The 21,315-nt window shown below is 66.2% G+C and carries 18 protein-coding genes; 7 read left to right on the top strand and 11 right to left on the bottom strand.

Translation table 11 applies throughout. The features are described from left to right. Positions 1 to 3: 3 nt before the first annotated feature. Positions 4 to 993, bottom strand: a complete 990-nt coding sequence (locus G6N50_RS22460) for a D-2-hydroxyacid dehydrogenase family protein (RefSeq protein WP_083095607.1) — start codon at positions 991 to 993, stop codon at positions 4 to 6. A 186-nt stretch (positions 994 to 1,179) separates the two neighbouring features. On the opposite strand from G6N50_RS22460, the gene G6N50_RS22455 reads away from it, so the two are divergent. Next, the gene (locus G6N50_RS22455) at positions 1,180 to 1,560 is read left to right on the top strand and encodes a hypothetical protein (protein WP_083095608.1); all 381 of its coding nucleotides are present in this window, start codon (positions 1,180 to 1,182) and stop codon (positions 1,558 to 1,560) included. Positions 1,561 to 1,619: 59 nt separating this feature from the next. Here the strand turns inward: G6N50_RS22455 and G6N50_RS22450 are convergent, their stop codons facing one another. Continuing rightward, on the bottom strand, positions 1,620 to 3,035 hold the full coding sequence (locus tag G6N50_RS22450) for a short-chain fatty acyl-CoA regulator family protein (protein ID WP_083095609.1): 1,416 nt from the start codon (positions 3,033 to 3,035) through the stop codon (positions 1,620 to 1,622). Between the two features lie 118 nt (positions 3,036 to 3,153). On the opposite strand from G6N50_RS22450, the gene prpD reads away from it, so the two are divergent. From prpD to G6N50_RS22430, 4 genes are read left to right on the top strand one after another with little or no spacing between them, the layout of a single operon-like run. Next, positions 3,154 to 4,653, top strand: a complete 1,500-nt coding sequence (gene prpD, locus G6N50_RS22445; protein WP_083095610.1) for a 2-methylcitrate dehydratase PrpD — start codon at positions 3,154 to 3,156, stop codon at positions 4,651 to 4,653. After that, positions 4,653 to 5,570, top strand: coding sequence for a methylisocitrate lyase (prpB, locus tag G6N50_RS22440; RefSeq protein ID WP_083095611.1), 918 nt, complete (start codon positions 4,653 to 4,655; stop codon positions 5,568 to 5,570). The genes prpD and prpB overlap by 1 nt, the downstream gene beginning before the upstream one ends. Beyond that, the gene (locus G6N50_RS22435) at positions 5,567 to 6,694 is read left to right on the top strand and encodes a bifunctional 2-methylcitrate synthase/citrate synthase (protein ID WP_083095612.1); all 1,128 of its coding nucleotides are present in this window, start codon (positions 5,567 to 5,569) and stop codon (positions 6,692 to 6,694) included. The genes prpB and G6N50_RS22435 overlap by 4 nt, the downstream gene beginning before the upstream one ends. Before the next feature lie 4 nt (positions 6,695 to 6,698). Then, positions 6,699 to 10,082 carry a pyruvate carboxylase gene (locus G6N50_RS22430; RefSeq protein ID WP_083095613.1) on the top strand — a complete coding sequence of 1,128 codons (3,384 nt, stop codon included), beginning with the start codon at positions 6,699 to 6,701 and terminating at the stop codon, positions 10,080 to 10,082. 79 nt (positions 10,083 to 10,161) lie between these two features. On the opposite strand, the gene G6N50_RS22425 is transcribed toward G6N50_RS22430, so the two are convergent. From G6N50_RS22425 to G6N50_RS22415, 3 genes are read right to left on the bottom strand one after another with little or no spacing between them, the layout of a single operon-like run. Further along, positions 10,162 to 11,076 (bottom strand): HpcH/HpaI aldolase/citrate lyase family protein, encoded by a 915-nt coding sequence (locus tag G6N50_RS22425; RefSeq protein WP_083095614.1) that lies wholly within the window; start codon positions 11,074 to 11,076, stop codon positions 10,162 to 10,164. A 13-nt stretch (positions 11,077 to 11,089) separates the two neighbouring features. Continuing rightward, positions 11,090 to 12,274 carry a CaiB/BaiF CoA transferase family protein gene (locus G6N50_RS22420; protein WP_083095615.1) on the bottom strand — a complete coding sequence of 395 codons (1,185 nt, stop codon included), beginning with the start codon at positions 12,272 to 12,274 and terminating at the stop codon, positions 11,090 to 11,092. Then, positions 12,267 to 13,631: an LLM class flavin-dependent oxidoreductase gene (locus tag G6N50_RS22415; RefSeq protein ID WP_083095616.1), complete on the bottom strand. Its 1,365-nt coding sequence runs from the start codon at positions 13,629 to 13,631 to the stop codon at positions 12,267 to 12,269. Before G6N50_RS22415 ends, G6N50_RS22420 begins: the two co-directional genes overlap by 8 nt. Positions 13,632 to 13,699: 68 nt before the next feature. Here G6N50_RS22415 and G6N50_RS22410 point away from each other — a divergent pair, with 68 nt between their 5' ends. Continuing rightward, positions 13,700 to 14,350 (top strand): GntR family transcriptional regulator, encoded by a 651-nt coding sequence (locus tag G6N50_RS22410; protein WP_083095617.1) that lies wholly within the window; start codon positions 13,700 to 13,702, stop codon positions 14,348 to 14,350. A gap of 356 nt (positions 14,351 to 14,706) precedes the next feature. Here the strand turns inward: G6N50_RS22410 and G6N50_RS22405 are convergent, their stop codons facing one another. The 6 genes from G6N50_RS22405 to G6N50_RS22380 form a co-directional block, all read right to left on the bottom strand. Beyond that, positions 14,707 to 15,678, bottom strand: a complete 972-nt coding sequence (locus tag G6N50_RS22405; protein WP_083095618.1) for an LLM class flavin-dependent oxidoreductase — start codon at positions 15,676 to 15,678, stop codon at positions 14,707 to 14,709. 16 nt (positions 15,679 to 15,694) lie between these two features. Continuing rightward, positions 15,695 to 16,174 (bottom strand): VOC family protein, encoded by a 480-nt coding sequence (locus G6N50_RS22400; protein WP_083095619.1) that lies wholly within the window; start codon positions 16,172 to 16,174, stop codon positions 15,695 to 15,697. Next, on the bottom strand, positions 16,171 to 17,409 hold the full coding sequence (locus G6N50_RS22395; RefSeq protein WP_083095620.1) for an MBL fold metallo-hydrolase: 1,239 nt from the start codon (positions 17,407 to 17,409) through the stop codon (positions 16,171 to 16,173). The genes G6N50_RS22400 and G6N50_RS22395 overlap by 4 nt, the downstream gene beginning before the upstream one ends. A gap of 14 nt (positions 17,410 to 17,423) precedes the next feature. Then, on the bottom strand, positions 17,424 to 18,695 hold the full coding sequence (locus tag G6N50_RS22390; protein ID WP_083095637.1) for a sulfotransferase family protein: 1,272 nt from the start codon (positions 18,693 to 18,695) through the stop codon (positions 17,424 to 17,426). 29 nt (positions 18,696 to 18,724) lie between these two features. Next, a protein-coding gene (locus G6N50_RS22385) for an IS3 family transposase (protein ID WP_163650845.1) occupies positions 18,725 to 20,019 on the bottom strand; the annotation gives its coding sequence in 2 pieces (ribosomal slippage) (positions 18,725 to 19,746 and positions 19,746 to 20,019; 1,296 coding nt in all). Positions 20,020 to 20,150: 131 nt separating this feature from the next. Continuing rightward, positions 20,151 to 20,537: a DUF2237 family protein gene (locus G6N50_RS22380; RefSeq protein WP_083100221.1), complete on the bottom strand. Its 387-nt coding sequence runs from the start codon at positions 20,535 to 20,537 to the stop codon at positions 20,151 to 20,153. A gap of 130 nt (positions 20,538 to 20,667) precedes the next feature. On the opposite strand from G6N50_RS22380, the gene G6N50_RS22375 reads away from it, so the two are divergent. Further along, positions 20,668 to 21,168, top strand: coding sequence for an NINE protein (locus tag G6N50_RS22375; protein ID WP_083100222.1), 501 nt, complete (start codon positions 20,668 to 20,670; stop codon positions 21,166 to 21,168). Positions 21,169 to 21,315: the final 147 nt, after the last annotated feature.

Raw genomic sequence — 21,315 nt, 5'->3', positions numbered from 1 at the left:
GCTTCAGCGCGGCCGCCCCGCTTCGGGATTGGCGATCCGGATGGGCGCCCCGTCCAGCCAGGCCACCACTGATTCCACCGTGTCCGAGTAGAAAGCACCCAGCATTTCGCGAGTGACATACCCCAGGTGGGGAGACAGGGTCACATTCGGAAGTTGCCGCAGCCGATGTTCTTTCGGCAGCGGTTCGGTGTCGTAGACGTCCAGCCCGGCCCCGGCGATGCGTCCGGCTTCCAGCGCGGCGATCAGCGCGGCCTCGTCGACGATCGGGCCCCTCGACGTGTTGATCAGGTAGGCGTGCGGCTTCATCAGTGCCAGCTCGGCCGCGCCGATCAACCCGCGGGTGCGCTCCGAGAGCACCAGATGCACCGAGACCACGTCCGAGGATTCGAACAGCGACGCTTTCTCCACCCGCCGTGCGCCCACGCTCGCGGCGGCGTCCAGGGTGAGATTCTGGCTCCACGCAACGACTTCCATGCCAAAGGCGGTGGCGTATTCAGCCATGCGTCTGCCGACTCTGCCCAGCCCGACAAGTCCCAGGGTCTTCCCAGACAGCGTCATACCCGCGCTGCTCTGCCAGCCGCCGCCACGCATGCTTCGATGCTCCTCGGCTAGGTGGCGCACCGTCGCAATCATCAGCCCCCAGGCGAGTTCCGGGGTGGCATCGCGCATGGACCTGAATCGGGGGTGCGCGAAATCCGACTGCGCCACCAGGATTCCGCGTTCGCTGGCCGCGGCCGTATCCAGCTTCGGCAGGCTTCTGCCGACGATGGTGATCAGCCTCAGCTGCGGCAGCCGCTCGATCAAGGTCCGCGGGAACGCCATTCGCTCACGCATGGTGCACACCACATCGAATGTCCGCAGCGCGTCGGCCGCCTCGTCCTCGGCAAGGTGCCGGTCGAAAACGGTCACCTCGGCCCGCTTTTGCACGGGCGACCAGTCGGCAACCTGCAGGGCCACCCCGGCGTAGTCGTCGAGGATCGCTACCTTGGGCATGCGGTCTCCCCATTCCGGTGCATGGCTCACTGGAACATTACGTCACGGGCCCCGTCAAGACCGCGAAGACGTTGCGCAGCGGCTGCGGCGAGGTGGCGATTCGCCACACCCGACGACCATCCCGACGGTCGACCAAAGTTGAGCGGATCCTTGGACGTTGCCGAGCAGCCACCGCATACTCATCGGGTGGGGCGTCGGCTGGCTCTGTTTCTGCTCGGGGCGGCATGGATGATCGACGGGGCACTCATGGCGCTCAATCCGCCGCCGCACGACGTGCGCAAAGCGGCGGCGCTGCCGTTCATCGGCTGGGTCACGATGGCCTTCGGTGTCTACATCGCGATCAAAGTGCTCTACCCGCCCGACATCGCGGACACCGGCAACCCGCCACGACACGCGAGCGGCGAAGAGCACAGCGTCCGCGACTCGGTCAAGGTCGTTTCTCGGCATGGTGTTCCGCGTGCGGTGGCTTCGCCCTCTGGGATGGCATCCATCGGGGCTGTTGTCGCTCGTCGGCATGGGAATCGCCACCCTGGCCCTGGGGCTGGTCGCGACACCGCTGGCACGTGACAACGTCAAATGGCTGCTGCGTCGGGTTCGTCGCTGACCGCGGCGCAGACGGCACGCACTCACGGCGTAATCGCCGGTGGATACGGCAGATCGGTGCTGCTGTGCGGGTCAACGTATACCGGCTGACCGAGATACGGGAAGGCGCGTTGCGGGCAGGCGGGCCGGTCGCAGATCTTGCAGCCGGCGCCGATCGGCACGATCGATTCGGCGTTGGTCGGGTCGATGCCGACGGAGTAGATGAGCTTCCCGGCGTGGGCGACATCGCAACCCAGGCCGATGGCGAAGCTCTTGTCCGGGCCGAGGTATCGGCTCGGCTCGGTCGTGGTGGTCCTGGCGATCCAGAAGTACGTGCGCTCGTCGGACATTTGCGCGACCTGCGTCAGAAACTGCCCGGGCCGGGAAAACGCGTGGTGCACCACCCATAGGGGACAGTTCCCGCCGACGCGGGAGAAATGAAATGCCGTGGCGGACTGGCGTTTAGAAATGTTTCCCGCGCTGTCGGTGCGGACGAAGATGAACGGGACGCCCCGGGCGTTGGGCCGCTGCAGGGTAGACAGCCGATGGCATGTGGTTTCGAACCCCACCTCGAATCGCCGTGCCAGGTGGTCGATGTCGTAACGGACGCTCTCGGCGGCATCGAGGAACCGAACGTAGGGCAACAGCAGGGCGCCGGCGAAATAGTTGGCCAGACCGATGCGGGCCACGCCGCGCGCGTCGTCGCTGAGCTGGTCGTCGCCGGCGATGATCCCGGTGATCAATCCGGCCTGGGTGAGCAACGCGATCTGGGTGGCGAGCTGAAAGGCGCGCTGGCCAGGGTGCAGCCACCGGGCCACATACAAGGTTTTCGATTCGGGCGCAAACAGTCGTTTGGAGTTGGGATCCAACGTTTGGCCGTCGTCGATCACCACCGTGACGCCGAGCTTGTCGGCGAGCAGCTCCGCCAGCTGGCCGTCGAGACCGCCGATGCGCAAGTGGTTTTCGTTGAACAGGTCTTCGGCCGCGACGTCCAGTTCGCCGATGTAGTTCTTGCGGTCGTAGAAGAAGTCGCGCACCTCTTCGAAAGGCATGGGCCGCTGCGATATTGCCGACGCATCGACATTGGCGCGACTGTGCAGCGTTTCGAGGTCGGCGGTGGTGTCGTGCAGCCGCCGGTGCAGATTGACCAGCGTCTGACCGATCGCCGGCATGCGGGCGACCAGCTCCTCGACTTGCGCGGCCGTGGCAGACGTATCGGCCAGCACCTCCCGCAGGTCCGCAATCAGGCGAGCGTCGGATTCCGGCGCGAAGTAGTGCGTCGGCAGGTCGAACCGCTCCGTCAGCGTGAGCAGCACCGGAACCGTGATCGGGCGCTGATCATTTTCCAGCTGGTTGACGTAGCTGGTCGACAACCCCAGGGCGCGCGCTAGCGCCACCTGGGTCAGCCCCTGCTCCTCGCGCAACCGCCGTAACCGTGCGCCGGCGAATGTCTTCGCCACCCGTCACACAGTACGCGTGGGCCTTTCACAAGATACGCAAAATTCTGCGGATATGGACACACAATTACGCTTTTACAGGGCATTTACCTCTCATCTGGGTTTGCGTACTGTGCGGCTTATGCGGATTCATGATGTTCGAACGCGGCGCAGCGCCGAGGACTTTCCTCGTACTGAGCTCCTGGCATGGAAGATCGCCGAGGTCGCGGCCGACCCGGTCGCGGTGCCCGCGGACACCGAGGCGATGGTGATCAACCGCATCATCGACAACGCCGCGGTCTCGGCCGCCTCCGTGACCCGCCGTCCGGTCGCCGCCGCCCGCGCCCAGGCGCAGGCGCACCCATTCAAGGGTGCCAAGGTTTTCGGTATCCAGGGCGACTACTCCCCGGAATGGGCGGCCTGGGCCAACGGCGTCGCCGTGCGCGAATTGGATTTCCACGACACCTTTTTGGCCGCCGAGTACTCCCACCCAGGTGACAACATCCCGGCCCTGGTGGCCGTTGGCCAGCACCTCGGGATCAGTGGGGCCGATTTGATCCGGGGCATCGCGACCGGTTACGAGATCCAGATCGATCTGGTCAAGGGAATTTGCTTGCACGAGCACAAGATTGACCACATCGCCCACCTCGGCCCGTCGGTGGCCGCCGGCCTGGGCACCATGCTGCGTCTGGACAAGGAGACCATCTACTCCGCGATCGGCCAGGCGCTGCACCTGACGACGTCCACCCGGCAGTCACGCAAGGGCCTGATCTCGAGCTGGAAGGCGTACGCGCCGGCATGGGCCGGCAAGGTTGCCATCGAGTCCGTCGATCGCGCCATGCGCGGCGAGGGCGCGCCCGCGCCGATCTGGGAAGGCGAGGACGGGGTGATCGCCTGGCTGCTCTCGGGCCCGGAGCACACCTATCACGTCCCGCTGCCCGAGGCGGGCGAGCCCAAGCGGGCCATCCTGGACAGCTACACCAAGGAGCACTCGGCCGAATACCAGAGTCAGGCGCTGATCGACCTGGCCCGCCGGATGCGCGAGAGCATCGGCGATCTGGACCAGATCGCGACGATCGAGTTGCACACCAGCCACCACACCCACTACGTGATCGGCACCGGGGCCAACGATCCGCAGAAATTCGACCCGGATGCCTCGCGCGAAACGCTGGACCATTCGGTGATGTACATCTTCGCGGTCGCGCTGCAGGACGGAACCTGGCATCACGAACGGTCTTACGCGCCGAAGCGGGCGCACCAGCCTGACACCATCGAGCTGTGGCGAAAGGTCTCGACGGTCGAAGATCCCGAATGGACCCGACGCTACCACTCCGCGGACCCCGGCGAGAAGGCGTTCGGCGCCCGCGCCGAAGTCACCCTCAAAAGCGGTGAGGTGATCGTCGACGAGATCGCCGTCGCCGACGCGCATCCCCTGGGGGCCAGGCCGTTTGACCGCGAGCAGTACATCGGAAAGTTCACCGGACTGGCCGAGGGAATCGTCAGCGATACCGAACGGCAGCGCTTCCTGTCGGCGGCCCAATCCCTTGCAGACCTGCCGGCCGGCGCGCTGGGTGCGCTCAACATCGTGGTCGGTCCGGCAGTGCTGGCTCACGCGCCCACGATTCCCCCGGGAATCTTCTGATGAGCGCACTGATCGGGGGCGCCGTGTCCGCGGCGACCAAGCGCGTTCAATTCCGCGCCGGGCTGGAAAGTGGTCGCCTGCAACGATTTCCGGGTGCCTTTTCACCCCTGGTTGCCAAGCTGATCGCCGAGCTCGAATTCGACGGGGTGTATGTGTCCGGGGCGGTGCTGTCGGCCGAACTCGGTCTGCCCGACATCGGCCTGACCACCCTGACCGAAGTCACCGGCCGTGGAGCGCAGATCGCTTCCGTCACCGATCTGCCCACCCTGATCGACGCCGACACCGGATTCGGTGAGCCGATGAACGCCGCGCGCACCGTGACCGTGCTGGAGGACGCCGGCCTGGCCGGCTGTCACCTGGAGGACCAGGAAAACCCCAAGCGGTGCGGGCATCTCGACGGCATGGCCGTGGTGCCGGCCACCGAGATGATCAAACGCCTGCGGGCCGCCGTCGCCGCGCGCAGGGACCCGAACTTCATCATCTGCGCCCGCACCGATGCCGCCGGGATCGAGGGTGTGCCCGCGGCGATCGAGCGCGCAAAGGCCTACGCCGGCGCGGGCGCCGACCTGATTTTCACCGAAGCCCTGCACACGCCGTCCGAATTCGAGCGATTCCGGGCGGCGGTGGACACGCCGTTGCTGGCCAACATGACCGAGTTCGGCAAGTCGGAGCTTCTGAGCGTCCAGCAGCTGTCCGACATCGGCTACAACGTGGTGATCTACCCGGTGACCGCGTTGCGGTTGGCCATGCATGCCGTCGAGGTCGGTCTTCGTCAAATCGCGGACAACGGAACCCAATCCGGTCTTTTAGACCGCATGCAACACCGCAGCCGGCTCTACGAGCTGCTGCGGTACGCCGACTACAACCAATTCGATTCCGACATCTACAACTTCGCCGTCCAAGGAGTCGCGCAATGAGCACCGTCGAGGACAACCAACCCCGCATCTACAAGGGCCTGGCTGGTGTCGTCGTCGACACCACCGCCATCTCCAAGGTGGTCCCAGAGACCAACTCCCTGACTTACCGCGGATACCCGGTCCAGGACCTGGCGGTGAAGTGCACCTTCGAACAGGTCGCCTACTTGCTCTGGCAGGGCGACCTTCCCGACGAACAACAGCTCGCGCTGTTCACCCAGCGGGAGCGGGCGGCCCGCCGGCTGAACCGAGCCCAGCTGTCGCTGTTGTCCAAGCTGCCCGAGACCTGCCACCCGATGGACGTGGTGCGCACCTTCATCAGCTCCATGGGTGCCGAGGACCCGGAGGAGGACGACGACAGCCCAGCGGCGAATCACGCCAAGGCGCTGCGGATGTTCGCGGTGCTGCCCACGGTCGTCGCCGCCGACATGCGCCGTCGGCGCGGCCTGGACCCCATCGCCCCGCACAGCCACATGAACTACGCGCAGAATTTCCTGCACATGTGCTTCGGCGACGTCCCCGAGCAGGTGGTCGTAGACGCCTTCGAACAGTCGATGGTCCTCTATGCCGAGCACAGCTTCAACGCCTCGACCTTCGCCGCGCGGGTGGTCACCTCCACCGGGTCCGACATGTACAGCGCGGTCACGGCCGCCATCGGTGCGCTCAAGGGTCCGCTGCACGGCGGTGCCAACGAGGCCGTCATGCACGACATGATCGAGATCGGCACCGCGGACAAGGCGGCGGAATGGTTGCGAGGCAAGATCACTCGAAAAGAGAAGATCATGGGCTTCGGCCATCGGGTCTACAAGAACGGCGACTCCCGAGTGCCGACCATGAAGGAAGCGCTCAAGCGCGTCGCGGCCGTCCGTAACGGTCAGAAGTGGCTTGACATCTACGAAGTCTTGGAACAGGGGATGGCCGAGGCCAACGGAATCAAGCCGAATCTGGACTTCCCGACCGGGCCGGCCTACCACCTGATGGGCTTCGACATCGGAATGTTCACACCGATATTCGTCATGAGCCGGATCACCGGGTGGACGGCCCACATCATCGAACAGACCGCGTCCAATGCGTTGATCCGCCCGCTGAGCGAGTACGTGGGGCCTCCGCAACGCACGCTATCGTAAAGCGATGTTCGGGAAAGTACTGGTCGCCAATCGCGGGGAGATCGCGATCCGCGCGTTTCGCGCGGCCTACGAGCTGGAACTGGCCACTGTTGCGGTCTACCCGTACGAGGACCGCAACTCCGTGCATCGGTTGAAGGCCGACGAGTCCTACCAGATCGGCGAAGAAGGCCACCCGGTCCGCGCGTACCTGTCGGTCGACGACATCGTCGCGACGGCGCGGGCTTGCGGGGCGGACGCGATTTACCCCGGCTATGGATTCCTGTCGGAAAATCCGGACCTGGCGGCGGCGTGCGCCGCGGCGGGCATCACCTTCGTCGGCCCGAGTGCGGAGGTGCTCGAACTCACGGGCAACAAGTCGCGGGCGGTCGCGGCGGCGCGGGCAGCGGGTCTTCCGGTGCTGGCTTCCTCGGCGCCCTCGACGTCGGTGGACGAACTGCTGGCGGCCGCCGAATCGATGACGTTCCCACTGTTTGTCAAGGCGGTCGCCGGTGGCGGCGGACGCGGGATGCGCCGGGTGGCCGACGCCGCCTCGCTGGCCGAGGCGATCGAGGCGGCCAGCCGCGAGGCTGAATCCGCGTTCGGGGATGCGTCGGTGTTTCTCGAGCAGGCGGTGATCAATCCCCGGCACATCGAGGTCCAGATCCTGGCCGACACCCAGGGCAACGTGATGCACCTCTACGAGCGGGACTGCAGTGTGCAGCGCCGGCACCAGAAGGTCGTCGAGATCGCACCGGCACCCAACCTGGATCCTGAACTGCGCCAGCGGATCTGCACGGACGCAGTGGCTTTCGCGCGGAGCATCGACTATACGTGTGCGGGCACGGTCGAATTTTTGCTCGATGAGCGTGGCAACCACGTGTTCATCGAGATGAACCCCCGCATCCAGGTGGAGCACACGGTCACCGAGGAGATCACCGACGTCGACCTGGTTTCGGCGCAGCTGCGGATCGCCGGCGGGCAGAGCTTGGAAGACATTGGGTTAAGCCAGGATTCGATCGTCCCGCACGGTGCGGCGTTGCAGTGCCGGATCACCACCGAGGATCCGGCGAACGGCTTCCGCCCGGACACCGGCCGGATCACGGCCTACCGCACCCCGGGTGGCGCGGGAATCCGGCTGGACGGCGGCACGACGCTGGGCGCCGACATCAGCGCACACTTCGACTCGATGCTGATCAAGCTGACCTGTCGGGGCCGCGATTTCGCCACGGCCGTGCGCCGGGCGCGACGCGCGGTCGCGGAATTCCGGATCCGTGGTGTCTCGACGAATATTCCGTTCCTGCAAGCGGTTCTGGATGACCCGGACTTTCAAGCCGGCCGTGTCACAACGTCGTTCATCGAGGAGCGCCCACAGCTGCTCACCGCGCGTAGCTCCGCCGACCGCGGCACCAAGATCCTCAACTACCTGGCCGACGTCACCGTCAACAAGCCGCACGGTGAGCGTCCGTCGGCGGTGTACCCGCACGACAAGCTGCCCGACATCGACCTGTCGAGCGCCCCGCCGGCGGGCTCCAAGCAGCGTCTGACCGGACTCGGTCCGGAGCGATTTGCGGCCTGGCTTCGCGAGTCACGCGGCGTCGCCGTCACGGACACCACGTTCCGCGACGCCCACCAGTCCCTGCTGGCCACGCGGGTCCGCACCAGCGGCCTGATCGAGGTGGCGCCCCACATCGCACGCACCACACCGCAGCTGCTGTCGATCGAATGCTGGGGCGGGGCGACTTACGATGTGGCGCTGCGGTTCCTGAAGGAAGACCCGTGGGAGAGGCTGGCAACGCTGCGCGAGGCGCTGCCCAACATCTGTCTGCAGATGCTGCTGCGCGGACGCAACACCGTGGGCTACACGCCATATCCGGAGACGGTGACGACGGCGTTCGTCGAGGAAGCGACGGCGACGGGCATCGACATCTTCCGGATTTTCGATGCGTTGAACAACGTCGACTCGATGCGACCGGCCATCGACGCCGTGCGGGACACCGGGGCGGCGGTGGCCGAGGTGGCAATGTCCTACACCGGTGATCTCAGCGATCCGGCCGAGAAACTGTACACGCTGGACTATTACCTGAAGCTGGCCGAACAGATCGTCGAAGCCGGCGCACACGTGCTGGCCATCAAGGACATGGCCGGACTGCTGCGCGCACCCGCGGCCGCGACCCTGGTCTCGGCGCTCAAGTCCCGGTTCGACCTGCCGGTCCACGTGCATACCCACGACACCCCGGGCGGGCAACTCGCCAGCTATGTGGCGGCCTGGCACGCCGGAGCCGACGCCGTCGACGGTGCCGCGGCTCCCCTCGCGGGGACCACCAGCCAACCCGCGCTGTCGTCAATCGTGGCCGCGGCGGCCAACACGACTTACGACACCGGGTTGTCGCTGCCGGCGGTATGCGACCTCGAGCCGTACTGGGAGGCGCTTCGAAAGGTGTACGCGCCCTTCGAGTCCGGACTCCCCGCGCCGACCGGACGCGTCTATCACCACGAGATCCCCGGCGGCCAGCTGTCGAACCTGCGCCAGCAGGCCATCGCGCTGGGACTCGGCGACCGGTTCGAGGACATCGAAAACGCCTACGCCGGGGCAGACGCCATCCTCGGGCATCTCGTCAAGGTCACGCCGTCCAGCAAGGTGGTCGGCGACCTGGCGCTGGCGCTGGTGGGCGCGGGCGTCAGCGCGCAAGAATTCGCCGACGACCCCGCACGTTACGACATTCCGGACTCGGTCATTGGCTTCCTGCGCGGCGAACTCGGCGACCCGCCGGGTGGCTGGCCTGAACCGTTGCGCACCAGGGCATTAGAGGGGCGCGGACCGGCGAAGCCGGAACAGGCGCTGTCCGCCGACGACGAAAAGACGCTGAGCATACCGGGCGCCGACCGCCAGGCGGCGCTGAATCGGCTGCTGTTCCCCGGGCCGACAAAAGAACTCGAAGAACACCGTGAGACGTACGGCGACACGTCTGGGCTGAGCGCCAATCAGTTCTTCTACGGGTTGCGTCAAGGGGACGAACATCGCGTCGAGCTGGAGCGTGGTGTGGAGCTGCTGATCGGGCTGGAGGCCATCTCCGATGCCGACGAACGCGGCATGCGCACCGTGATGTGCATCCTCAACGGACAGTTGCGGCCGGTCGTGGTGCGAGACCGCAGCATCGCCTCGGACGTGCCCGCCGCCGAGAAGGCCGATCGCGCCAACCCGGATCACATCGCCGCTCCCTTCGCCGGCGTTGTGACGGTGACCGCCGACGTGGGTGAGGAAGTCGAAGCCGGCCAGACCATCGCGACGATCGAAGCGATGAAGATGGAGGCCGCCGTCACCACCCCCAAGGCCGGCAAGGTCGCGCGAATCGCGGTCTCACAGACCGCGCAGGTGGAGGGCGGCGACCTCTTGGTGGTGATCGACTAGCGGCGATCGCAAGCGCGGCGCAGCCGCGCGAAGCGGGTCGCCGCCATCAGGTCCAGCCGCGCGAAGCGGGTCGCCGCCATCAAGCGCGGCGGCTCTTGATCAGGGCGGCGCGCGCGAGCGTCTGTTCCGCCTGCTTCACGTGGGCCGCGTCCACCAGGACGCCATTCACCCCGACGGCGCCGCGGCCCTTGGCCTCGGCCTCCCGATACGCGGCGACATTGGCTTCGGCCCGGGCGATTTCGTCGACGGTCGGTGCATAGACCTCGTTGGCGACGGGCACCTGGCCGGGGTGAATGGCCCACTTGCCGGTGTAGCCCAGTAGCGACGCCCGCCGCGCGTCGCGCTCGTACCCCGACAGGTCCCGGTAGTCGGGATACGGCGCATCGATCGCGTCGATGCCGGCGATGCGTGCGGCCACGATCACCTTGTTGCGCGCGTAAGCCCAGAATTCACCCGGATATTCGCCGAGTGGGACGAAGTTGGTGTCCACCCGGGCCCCCTGGGATAGCGAGAAGTCGCCCACCCCGAAGATCAGGGCGTCCAGGCGCGGGCTCGCCGCGGCGATCTCTTCGGCGTTGGCCAGGCCTTCCACCTCTTCGATGAGGACCTCGAGCCGAATGGGTTTGCCCAGGCCGAGTTTCGCCTCCAGCTGGGTGAGCAGCACGTCCACCCACCAGACGTCGCGCGCCCGGCGGGCTTTCGGAATGATGATCGTGTCGAGGTTCTGGCCGGCCTTGCTCACCACTTCGACGACGTCGTCGTGGCACCATTGGGTGTCCAGGCCGTTGATACGGATCGCCCGCGCGGTGCGGCCCCAGTCGATGTCGTTGAGCGCGGCGATCGCCTTGGCGCGCGACTCTTCCTTGTAGGCCGGCGGCACCGCGTCCTCGAGATCGAGGAACACCAGATCGGCGCCGCACCGGGCGCCCTTCTCGAACATGTTGTCATTGCTCGCGGGTACCGCGAGTTCGGATCGACGCAGCAGATCGGTCATGGATTTCCTTCTGTCACAACACGCCGCGGGCGCGCAGGTCGTCAATGTCGTTGGGAGTCAAGCCGAGTAGCTCGCCATAGACCTCGGCGTTGTGTTCGCCGAGGCCGGGTCCGAGATGGCCGACCGTGCCGGATGCCGACGAGAACCGCGGAACGGGCGCCTGTACCTTCATCGCCCCGAGCTGCGCGTCGTCGACGGAGATGAACACCTCACGGTGCGCCAGCTGTTCGTCGGCGACCAGATCGGTGATGTCATAGACTGGGGCCGCGGCGACCTCATGGGCGTCGAAGACCTCCATCGCCTCCGAAAGCGTCTTGTTGGCAACCCATTCGGCGACCACCTCGTCGACTTCGCGGGCCCGGGCCAGCCGCCGCTGCGGGTCGGAGAAGTCCGCGTCGTCCAGCAAGTCATTGCGGCCGATCGCCCGGAACACCCGCAGCGCCAGCGCCGGTGAACTGCCCGACATGGCCAGCCACTTGTCGTCGGCGGTGCGATAGGTGTTGCGGGGTGCGGAGATATCCCACCGGTTGCCGGAGCGCTCGGGCACCAGACCCAACTGGTCATAGCCCATCAGCGTCTGTTCCAGCAGCCGGGCCAGCGGATCGATCAGGTTGACGTCGATCAACTGCCCCGGGCCGCCGCGCACGTCGCGGTGATATAGCGCCATCATCACCGCGTAAGCGGCGTTCAGCGACGCGATTCCGTCAGCCAGCATGAACGGCGGCAGGGTGGGAGGACCGCCGGCCTGACCGGTGATGTGCGCGAATCCGCTCATCGCCTCCCCCAGCGTGCCGAACCCGGGGCGCTGACTCTTCGGCCCGCTCAATCCGTAACCGGTGATGTGCAGCATCACGATCCGGTCGTTGACCGCGCGCAGGCTCTCGTAATCCAGGCCCCATTTACGCAAGGTCTGGGGGCGGGTGTTGAAGATGGCCACGTCGGCATGCTCCACCAGGCGGCGCACCAGCGCCTGGCCTTCGGCGCAGCGCAGGTCCAGCGTGATCGATCGCTTGTTGCGCGAGATCGACTTCCACATCAAGCCGACGCCGTCGCGCTGGTTTCCCCAGCCGCGGATCGGATCGCCATGCCTGGGTTCTTCGACTTTGATGACGTCGGCGCCGAACTCGCCCAGGTAGGTCGCCACCAGCGGGGCGGCGGCGAGGGTGGCGAGGTCGAGTATCCGCAGGCCGTCAAGCATTCGCACCGGCGCCCGCCAGGCTGTTCGAAGGCCGTTGCAGCCCAAGGTGTCCCCGCAGCGTCGAGGATTCGTATTCGGTGCGGAACAGCCGGCGGCGCTGCAGTTCCGGGACCACCATGCGGACGACGTCTTCGAATGCGCCGGGCAGATGCGTTGCGGCCAGGACGAATCCGTCGCAGGCGCCGCTTTCGAACCAGTCGGCCATCTGGTCGGCGACCTGTTCACCGGTGCCGACGAAACGCGGCCCCTGTAGCAGGGTGGCGCGATGGTTGGCGAGGTCACGTAGCGTCACCGTGTCCCCGCCGATATGCGTGCGCAGGTTCTGCACCAGCCCGCGGATGCCGGACACCGAGTCCAGCAGGTCGTCGGTCACCGGGTCATCGAGATCGTGTTGCGCGAAGTCGTAATTCATCAACTCCGACAGCAGCGTCAGGGATGCCATGGGATGAACCAGATCGTTGAGGAACATGGCTTCGCGCTCCTTGGCGTGGGCTTCCGACTCGCCGACGACAGCGTATGCCATGGGGCAGATGCGAACCCCGGCGGGATCGCGGCCGGCGTCGGCGATACGACCCTTCTGATCGGTGTAGTGGCTGCGCGCGACGTCGATACCCGGGTCACCGGTGAAGATCAATTCGGCCCAGCGCGAAGCGAATTCGCGTCCGCGACCCGACGATCCGGCCTGGATGATGACCGGACGTCCCTGCGGCGTGCGCGGCACCGTCAGCGGGCCGCGCGCGGAAAAGAACCGGCCGACGTGCCCCAGCTCGTGCACCTTGCTCGGGTCCGCGTAGTGCCCGGACACCCTGTCGTGCAGGACGGCGTCGTCCTCCCAGGTGTCCCAGAGGCCGGTCACCACATCCATGAATTCGTCGGCGCGGTCGTAGCGTTCGTCGTGGCCGAGGTGTGCCTCTACGCCGAAGTTCTGCGCTTCGCTGTCGTTGACCGAGGTGACCACGTTCCAGGCGGCGCGGCCGCCCGAAAGGTGATCCAGCGAGGCGAAAGTTCTGGCGACGTGGAACGGCTGGTAATACGTCGTCGAGTAGGTGGCGCCCAGCCCGATCTTGGAGGTGGCCTGCGCCAGCACCCCGAGGATCACGCCGAGGTCCAGCTTGACCGGGCGGGCGCCGTAATGGACGGCTTCGTCCACGGATCCGCCGTAGACCCCCGGCATCGCCAGTCGGTCGTCGAAGAACATCAGGTCGAAGCAGCCCTCTTCGAGCTGACGGCCGATTTTGGCGTAGTAGGACGCGTCGAGGTATCGGTGCTCGGTTGCGGGGTGCCGCCACGAGCCCGCGTAGACCGAGGTGCTGCCGGCCTGCATGAAGGCAACGAGGGCCATCTTGTCGGTGCGCATGGTTGAAACTTAACATCTGATATTTCAGATATCAAACATTAGATCTGTCGCTTTGGTATCGTCTGCTGGTGGCCGCCATCGACATCTCCGGGACCGTCCGGGAGCGCGCCGCCCGGGAGCTGCGCGACCGGATTCTCACCGGCGCCTTGCCCGCCGGATCGCGCGTCGACCTCGATGCCATCACCGAGGAATTCGCCACCAGTCGCACGCCCGTGCGGGAGGCGCTGCTGGAGCTGTCGTTCGAGGGACTGGTCCGAGTCGCCCCGCGCAGCGGTGTGACGGTGATCGGCATCAGCCCCGAAGACGTCCTGGACAGCTTCACCATTCTCGGGGTGCTGACCGGGCAAGCAGCGGCGTGGGCCGCCGCGCGGATCGAGGCGCAAGAGCTCGAGGCGTTGCGCGAGCTCGCGGCCGACGTCGTCGCCCGGTCCGGCGACGACAGCATCGGCGAGGCCAACTGGCACTTCCATCAGATGATTCACCGTGCCGCGCACTCGCCCCGGCTGATGAATCAGATCAAGCAGGCCGCCCGGGTTGTGCCGAGCAATTTCCTCACCTTGTTCCCCGAGCACGAGAAGCACTCACTGGACGAACACCAAGAGCTGTTGGACGCCCTCGGCGATAAGGATGCCGAGCGCGCGCGCACGATCGCCGAACGACACGTGCTGGATGCCGGGCGCTCGCTGGCCGACTGGCTGGAGCAGCGCCGCGACGGTTAGCCGTTGTTCGATCCGCTCAGCCGCCGCCGCCAGCTCCTCCGCCTGCGGCGCCTCCGCCACCCGTGCCCGTTCCGCCGTTGTAGTACGGCGTTCGAGGCGCGGCCGGCGGTGGTGAGGGCGGCGGTGGCGCGGGGTTCGACGACGTGGGCGGCGGCGCCGCCGGGTCGTTGCTGGCCGATGCGCCTGGGGCGACGCCACAGCCGACCGCCAAAGCCAGCGCGGCGCTGCCGCCGAGTATCGCGATTGCCCTCCTGGCCTCGGATCTCATCAAATCTCCCGTTCCATAAGTTCAGCTTGGACTGTGGCCGCGTACCCCTAATTCGGGTTCACAATCGGGAGTGGAGAATTCGACGTGGTCAGGTCAGCGCGGGCAAGACGTTGTCGGTGAGCAACTGGACCGACTTCCACGCCTCGTCGACCGGCATGCCGCCGACCAGGGGATGCATGACGAGCGGGCCGTAGTTCTCGGCATCCCGCACCTCGGCGATCAGCTGATCGGGAGTAAGAAAGCGGTATCGTCCCGACGCCTTGACCTGGTCGAGTGTTTCGACACCCGGCAGGTGCATGAGCGAGCGCTGGTCGGTTGACCATCGTCCGTAAGTGACTGCCTCCCAAAGGATATGGTCACCCAGCTCCGCCCATGCCCGGTCCGGTTCCTCGTGCAGGTAGATCATTCCGCGGTTGATGGGCCCCGGCATGAGGATGAACGGTGACAGGCCGGCCTCGGCACACAGCTCGCGGTAATAATCGGCGATGTCGGGCAGGTGGTCGGCCAGGCGGAGCGGCAGCCGGAACCGGGCCGCGCGGCGCGCCGTGGCGCGCGCGCCGCCACCGACATACAGCGGTGGGTGCGGTCGCGTCCAGGTCCCGGTGCAGATCCCGTTCTCTAGGTCGCCGCCGGACCAGACCGCCAGCATGCGCTCGAGGAGGCTGTCCATCAGCGCGCCCCGCCCACCGAAATCGGCTCCGAGAGCGTCGTATTCGACAGGGCGATACCCCAGTCCCACCGTGGTGTGCAGGCGTCCGCGACTCATATTGTCGACCAGGGCGATGTCTTCGGCGAGCCGCACCGGGTTCCACAATGGCCCCAGTGCGCAATCGACGCTCGCGATCAGCGTCGAGGTCCGGGCCAAAAACATCGCCGCGGCCATGATCGGATTGCAGCTCCACCCGTGCCCGGTCGCGTGATGCTCGTCGACGCTGATGGACATGATGCCGTGGGACTCCCCCCACTGCCCCAGCTCGAGGGCCGCGGACAGGAGCTCGCCCTGTGTGCGTGAATCACCTTGGGGCGAGGCAAAGTTGAAGCGCAGCACGGTTAACAGCATCTGTGGCCTCGCCCTACTATGCTTCCGGGCCGGCGGCCGCCTGCAGGAACGCCGGAAAGTCCGGGAACAGCGCGCGGTCGACGATCTCGATGCGAGTTCCCGCCGCATCGATGTAGTAGGCGAACAGCGCGAGTTCGGGCGGTGCGGTGTCGGCGGTTGCTTCGAAGGTGAAGCCGTTGTCCTCCAATATCTTCGCGCTCTGGGCCAAGTTGTCGGTCCAGTAGCCAAGGTGGTGAACCGCGTTGCGGGGCGCCGCCGTCCAGGCCGTCCCGGGTACCTCCTTGATCAGTTCGACGTGCGGAGCCTGCAGCGAATAGACGAAAGTCGAAGTGACCACCTGGGTTCCGCTTGTCGTGCGAAACGGCAAGGTGTAGCTCACCGGCGTGATCCACCGGTAACCGGCCAGCGCACTCAGCCGGGCCATCGCTTCGTCGAGGTCGGGCACGATGATGCCGGTGTGATAGAAGTCCTCGGGCCGTAGTGCGAACGCGGTCATGAGTTCCTCGCTATCTGGTCGCGGAGCCAGGCACTTTCCCAGAAATTCGTGCTGCCCGCCAGAAGCTTTTCATGGGCTGCCCGCAGCACGTCGCGAACCCCCGGATGGTCCGCCGGAACGAGCTCGGCCAGGTGGATGGCCTGCAGTGCGCGATCGGCGCCCAGGTGTGCCCGGGCCCGAACCAGCAGCGCGTCGGCGCCGGCCAGCTCGACCACGTCGGCGGCGACGGAATCGAATCCGACCGGGTAAAGCTCGGTGGTCGATTCGTGATGGAACCAGCCCGAATAGTTCTCCCAGACGGCCCGCACATCCCAGGCGACTTTGCCGTAGCCCTCGCCCACTTCGTATTCCGCGGGCAGAGTGATTTCCCGCATCAAGGCGCGGACGTCTTTGCCGGCGTTCATCCCGGCGACAGTTTGGTCGTGGATGTATTCGATGGCGTTGCGCAGCCGGGTCAGCTCTTCATTGATTCGTTCGGCGCCCTTGACCGGCTCGAAGTGACCGGTCACCAGCAGGTCGGCCTGAAGGTCGCGGACCCTGTCTACCGATGCGATGGCCGTCAACGCGTCGCGGTAACGATCGCCCCGCATGGTGACGAGATTGGGAACATGTCCGATCAGTGGACCAAAAGTGTTCCCGCACAGACAGATCCGTTCCTCGGGCAGCCAGATCACCAACGAGTCGGTGGTCTCGCCGCCGGGCACGGAAATCAGCTCCAGGCGCCGGCCACCGACCTCCAGGCGGAGGGTGTCCTCGAAGTCGATGTCGACGACGGGCACGCTCTGACCGGCCAGCCGCGTGGTACCCAGGCGACGCTGGATGGCTTGGATGCCACTGGCCAGTGTGTCTTTGAAGGCGAATGCGCTGCGGCTGGCCCGGTACGGGATCAGCCGATCGTTGTCGTCTCGCCAGGCCTTCCAGTTCGCTTGCGCGACAACGATCGTCTCGGGATCCCGCACGCTGTCCAGGCCGCCGACGTGATCCACATGGCCTTGCGTGAAGATGATGTAGCGCACTGGTGACGGGTCGACGGCATCGAAGTTGGCGCGATGCACCGGCCCCTCGAAGCCCATGCCGGTGTTGACGATCACCCGGCCCTCGGTCGTGGTGAGCAGATACGAGTTGGACAATCCCGGCGAGCACCATAAACCCGGGGCGATCTCCTCAGCCCTCTCGGCGGACGCCGGGCGCATCGCGTCGGCACCCGGCCTGCTCCGATAGACGGGGTCGGACATCGCTGGTGACTCCTTCATTCGGGACGGACGTCGAACTTGTCGAAGTAGAAGCCGAACCGGCCGCGCAGTTCATCGGCGGAGGTGCCGAAGTGCCGTTGCAGTTCGTAACGGATACGGCCGTGTTTGCCCCGCGGATTGCCGTCCAGGTAGCGCTTGAATTGTTCGCGCACCTTGGGCGGCAAGTCGACGCCGGCGCACTGGTAAAGCCGTTCGAGCAACGGCATTTCGTTGCCGTTGAGCTGATGGAAGTTGATGTCGATGCTGCGTTCGGCGGGCACCAGGTCGCGGTCGCGTACGCATGCGCTGAGCAGTCGGTGTACGCGGTCGCTCCAATAGTCCAGCAGCCACTGCGGGTCAATGCTGTTTCGGCGCAGCCGATCCGAGTACGCCATCATGGTGATCGTCGACTGGATCACCGCAACGGGATCGCGGTGGGTGAAGGCCACCGTCGCGTCGGGGAAGGTCGTCATGAGCGGGCCGAGCTGTTCGCAGTGCTGCGGACTCTTGAGCACCCATGTCCGCGGCCCGCGCAGGAAGGTCAGCGCCTGCAGCACCCTCCTCATGTACGCGTAGTGCCGGGTTTGGTCCAGCCGTAAGTAATAGTCGCGCCAGTCGGGCACGCGCGCATGCCATTCCAGCACGTACGAGGCCAGATCGAGGTCGAGGAGCTCCACTTCCTCCTCGATCGCCTCGGGAAATCGGTCATGCATGGCGGCCACCACGGGCGCGCTCACCATCAGCGCGTCGTGCTCCGCCTTGGCCCGGGCGTAGCGAGGGTCGACGCCAAAGATGTCGGGGCCCTGCCCGCGAGCGGGGATGGGATCCTGGCTCTCCCAATACGGCAGGGCGCGCCGGCGCGGGTCGGAGGCAATGAGATTCACCAGATGCGTGGTGCCGGAGCGCGGCATTCCGACGACGATGAACGGCTTTTCGATCGGGATCGACTCGATCTCGGGATACCGCCGGACGAGCTCGGTGAGCGACAACCGGTTGCGCAGCAGGCGCACGATCCGCTGCCGCAGCGAACCGCGGGTGAGCTGGCGCAGGCCTTCGTCGGCTTCGATCGCCGCGACGTGGATCCGCAGGCGCTCGGCGTAACCATCGGTGTCGCCGAGGTCGGCGGCTCCGGCCGGCAGACCGGTCTGCTCGGCGGCCTCCGCGAGCATCCGGTCGATGTCGAGGTCGACTGGCTTGGCTTCGGTGAATTCCAGGATCTGGCGCTGCACGTCGGTCAGTTGCGGCGCGGTCAAGTCGTCGAAGTCGATGTCGTCAATCGCAGGACCCACCGGAACCCCTTTTTGAAGCATCCCGGGTTTCATGCACCCTCGGGGTTCTGTGAGCCGGCCGGTTGGTCGGTCACGTGTTGGGAATAGTACTGGGCTTCGGCTTCGGCGGGTGGGACTCGGCCGAGGCGGTGCATGAGGCGCTGCTGGTTGTACCAGGCGACGTAGTCGGCGGTGATGTACTCGACGTCACCGACCGTGGTGAGCGGCCCGCGACGGAACGGGGAATCAGGCCGGATGCACTCAGTCTTGTAGAGTCCGATCGTGGTCTCGGCCAGAGCATTGTCATAGGCATCGCCGACACTGCCGACCGAGGGTCGGATGCCCGAAAGGGCAAGTGTTTCACCGAATCTCACGCTGGTGTACTGCGATCCTGCGTCGCTGTGGTGGATGGCGTCCTCGATCGGGTGACCCTGACGCGACCGCAATGCGACGGCCTGACGGATCGCCGATTCGACGAACTGGGTCTGCTTGGAGGCGCAGGCCTCCCATCCCACGATCGCCCCGGCGTAGGCGTCGATGACGAATGCGACGTAGACGAACACCCCCGTGACGAGCTTGACGTAGGTGAAGTCCGCAACGAGCAGCTGGTTGGGTGCGCCCACCCCGAACTGGCGATCCACCAGATCCGGTGGCCTCACCGCCGCCGGGTCGGCGATCGTGGTGCGCACGGCCTTCTGGCGGCGTACGCCCTGCCACCCGTTTCGGCGCATCAGGCGTTCCACCGTGGACTTCGCCACCGGGATGCCTTTGCGCTGCAGATGTGCCCACATCTTCACCGACCCGTACAGCGACTCGGGCTTGCGCCGGCCGTGCTCATCGGGTTCGTAGTAGCCGGCCAAGACCTCGCTGATGGTGGCGTCCCACAGGGCTCGCTTCGACGGTGCCCGCTTGACCCAGGCGTAGAAGGTGCGTGGGGCGATCGGCACACCGTGCTCGGTGAGCACGCGGCAGATCGGAGCGACCCCGAAGCGGTGCCTGTGTTTGGCGATGAACTCGCAGACCGAACTGGTCAGCGGCGGTTGCGCGGGTCGCTCTCCCGCACGAAGAAAGACGTTGCCGCCTTGAGGATTTCGATCGTCTGCTCGAGCTCGGCGTTGCGCCGCTTGAGGGCGCGGATCTCAGCGGCCGCCGCCGAGGAGACACCGTCACGATCACCGTCGTCGACCTGCTGCTGACGGATCCAACTACGCAGCGTCTCGGCCGTCATCCCCAACCGCTTGGACACCGCCGTGATCGCCGCCCACTCACTTGGGTAGTCAGCACGGTGCTCCAACACCAGACGGACCGCCTTGGCCCGCGTCTGCGGGTCGTACTTGCTCGGCATGACATGCACCTTCCCAAGGAAGGAGGTGCGCATCAAACGCGGGATGGTTCATTTCGACGCATCAGGTGATATGACACAGACGCTAGCCGCGGTGGGGAGGCATCGTGCATCCACCTCTCGGTGGCGCGGCGCTACAGGTTGGCCAGATCGTCGGGAACGTCGACCTTGTGTTCCTCCAGCGCCTCCAGGGGCACCACCTCGAGGGTGCTCTCGTGGGTCGCCGCCAACACGACCGGCGCGGCACAGCCGTCGTTGTGAGCGCGCAGCCAGTTCAGCGCGGTCACGCACCAGCGGTCGCCGGGCAGCAGGCCTGGGAACCGGTACTCCGGCACGGGCGTCGACAAGTCGTTACCGATGGAACGCTGGTGCTCCAGGAACTCGGCGGTCATCACCGCGCAGATCGTGTGCCGCCCAAGGTCCTGGGGGCCGGTCGAGCAACAGCCGTCGCGGTAGAAGCCGGTCAGCGGGTCTGAGCCGCACGGTTCCAGCGGACCGCCTAACACATTTCGATCAGGCACCCGTTCAGTATTGCGCCCTGAGGGGTGAAGTTTGAAGAACTTTGCGGACTGCGTCGTCGGGTTTTTCGCTTACCGGCGCTGTCGACCGCCGGTGTGGACGCCGGGACGTCGGCCGTGTTAACTCGGTTTGATGTCGACGCCGCCCGACCAACCCGGAAATACCCCCGGCGAGCCACCCTGGGGTTGGCAGCCGCCCGGTTACGGATCGCAGCCGAACCCGCACACCCCGCCACCGCCGCCGGGATATCAGCCCCCGCGGGCCTACCCCGGGTACTCCGGTTATCCGGGTTATCCGGGTTATCCGGGTTATCCGGGTTATCCGGGATACGGTGACCCGCAGGCGCCCTATGGCCGCGATCCCGCTACCGGGTTGCCGCTGTCCGACAAGTCCGCCACCACAGCCGGCTTGCTCCAGCTGTTCCTCGGCTTGTTCGGGATCGGCCGTTTCTACATCGACTCGACTCAGATCGCGGTGGCGCAACTGTGTTTAGGTCTGTTCGGAGTTCTCTTCAGCCTGTTCTGTTTTCTGGGTTTCCCAGTCCTGCTCGGCGGCATCGTCTGGGCCATCGTTGACGCGGTCTTGATCTTCACCGGCAGCGTCAAAGACAACCACGGTCGCAAGCTGCGATAAGTCTCCAGAAGTCAGCCGTCGCCGGGCGCCCTCGATCGGTTGTCCGACAATGCGTCTGGCGTAGGGCGGGGCCGATTTTAACCTGACCGGCATGCTAGACGGCCGGGCTCGCCGGAGGCCAATGGTCACGGATTGGTCACGATTACC

This window comes from Mycobacterium mantenii, from assembly GCF_010731775.1.
Taxonomy (GTDB): Bacteria; Actinomycetota; Actinomycetes; order Mycobacteriales; family Mycobacteriaceae; genus Mycobacterium; species Mycobacterium mantenii.
The sequence above is the reverse complement of the archived record's forward strand: the minus strand, read 5'-3'. Positions and strand labels throughout refer to the sequence as shown.

Coding starts and splice junctions, on each gene's coding strand:
- G6N50_RS22405 (WP_083095618.1), bottom strand. CDS start 15,678: ATGCTGTTAACCGTGCTGCGCTTCAACTTTGCCTCGCCCCAAGGTGAT.
- G6N50_RS22400 (WP_083095619.1), bottom strand. CDS start 16,174: ATGACCGCGTTCGCACTACGGCCCGAGGACTTCTATCACACCGGCATC.
- G6N50_RS22395 (WP_083095620.1), bottom strand. CDS start 17,409: ATGTCCGACCCCGTCTATCGGAGCAGGCCGGGTGCCGACGCGATGCGC.
- G6N50_RS22420 (WP_083095615.1), bottom strand. CDS start 12,274: ATGCTTGACGGCCTGCGGATACTCGACCTCGCCACCCTCGCCGCCGCC.
- G6N50_RS22435 (WP_083095612.1), top strand. CDS start 5,567: ATGAGCACCGTCGAGGACAACCAACCCCGCATCTACAAGGGCCTGGCT.
- prpB (WP_083095611.1), top strand. CDS start 4,653: ATGAGCGCACTGATCGGGGGCGCCGTGTCCGCGGCGACCAAGCGCGTT.
- G6N50_RS22375 (WP_083100222.1), top strand. CDS start 20,668: ATGTCGACGCCGCCCGACCAACCCGGAAATACCCCCGGCGAGCCACCC.
- G6N50_RS22425 (WP_083095614.1), bottom strand. CDS start 11,076: ATGACCGATCTGCTGCGTCGATCCGAACTCGCGGTACCCGCGAGCAAT.
- G6N50_RS22415 (WP_083095616.1), bottom strand. CDS start 13,631: ATGCGCACCGACAAGATGGCCCTCGTTGCCTTCATGCAGGCCGGCAGC.
- G6N50_RS22460 (WP_083095607.1), bottom strand. CDS start 993: ATGCCCAAGGTAGCGATCCTCGACGACTACGCCGGGGTGGCCCTGCAG.
- G6N50_RS22430 (WP_083095613.1), top strand. CDS start 6,699: ATGTTCGGGAAAGTACTGGTCGCCAATCGCGGGGAGATCGCGATCCGC.
- prpD (WP_083095610.1), top strand. CDS start 3,154: ATGCGGATTCATGATGTTCGAACGCGGCGCAGCGCCGAGGACTTTCCT.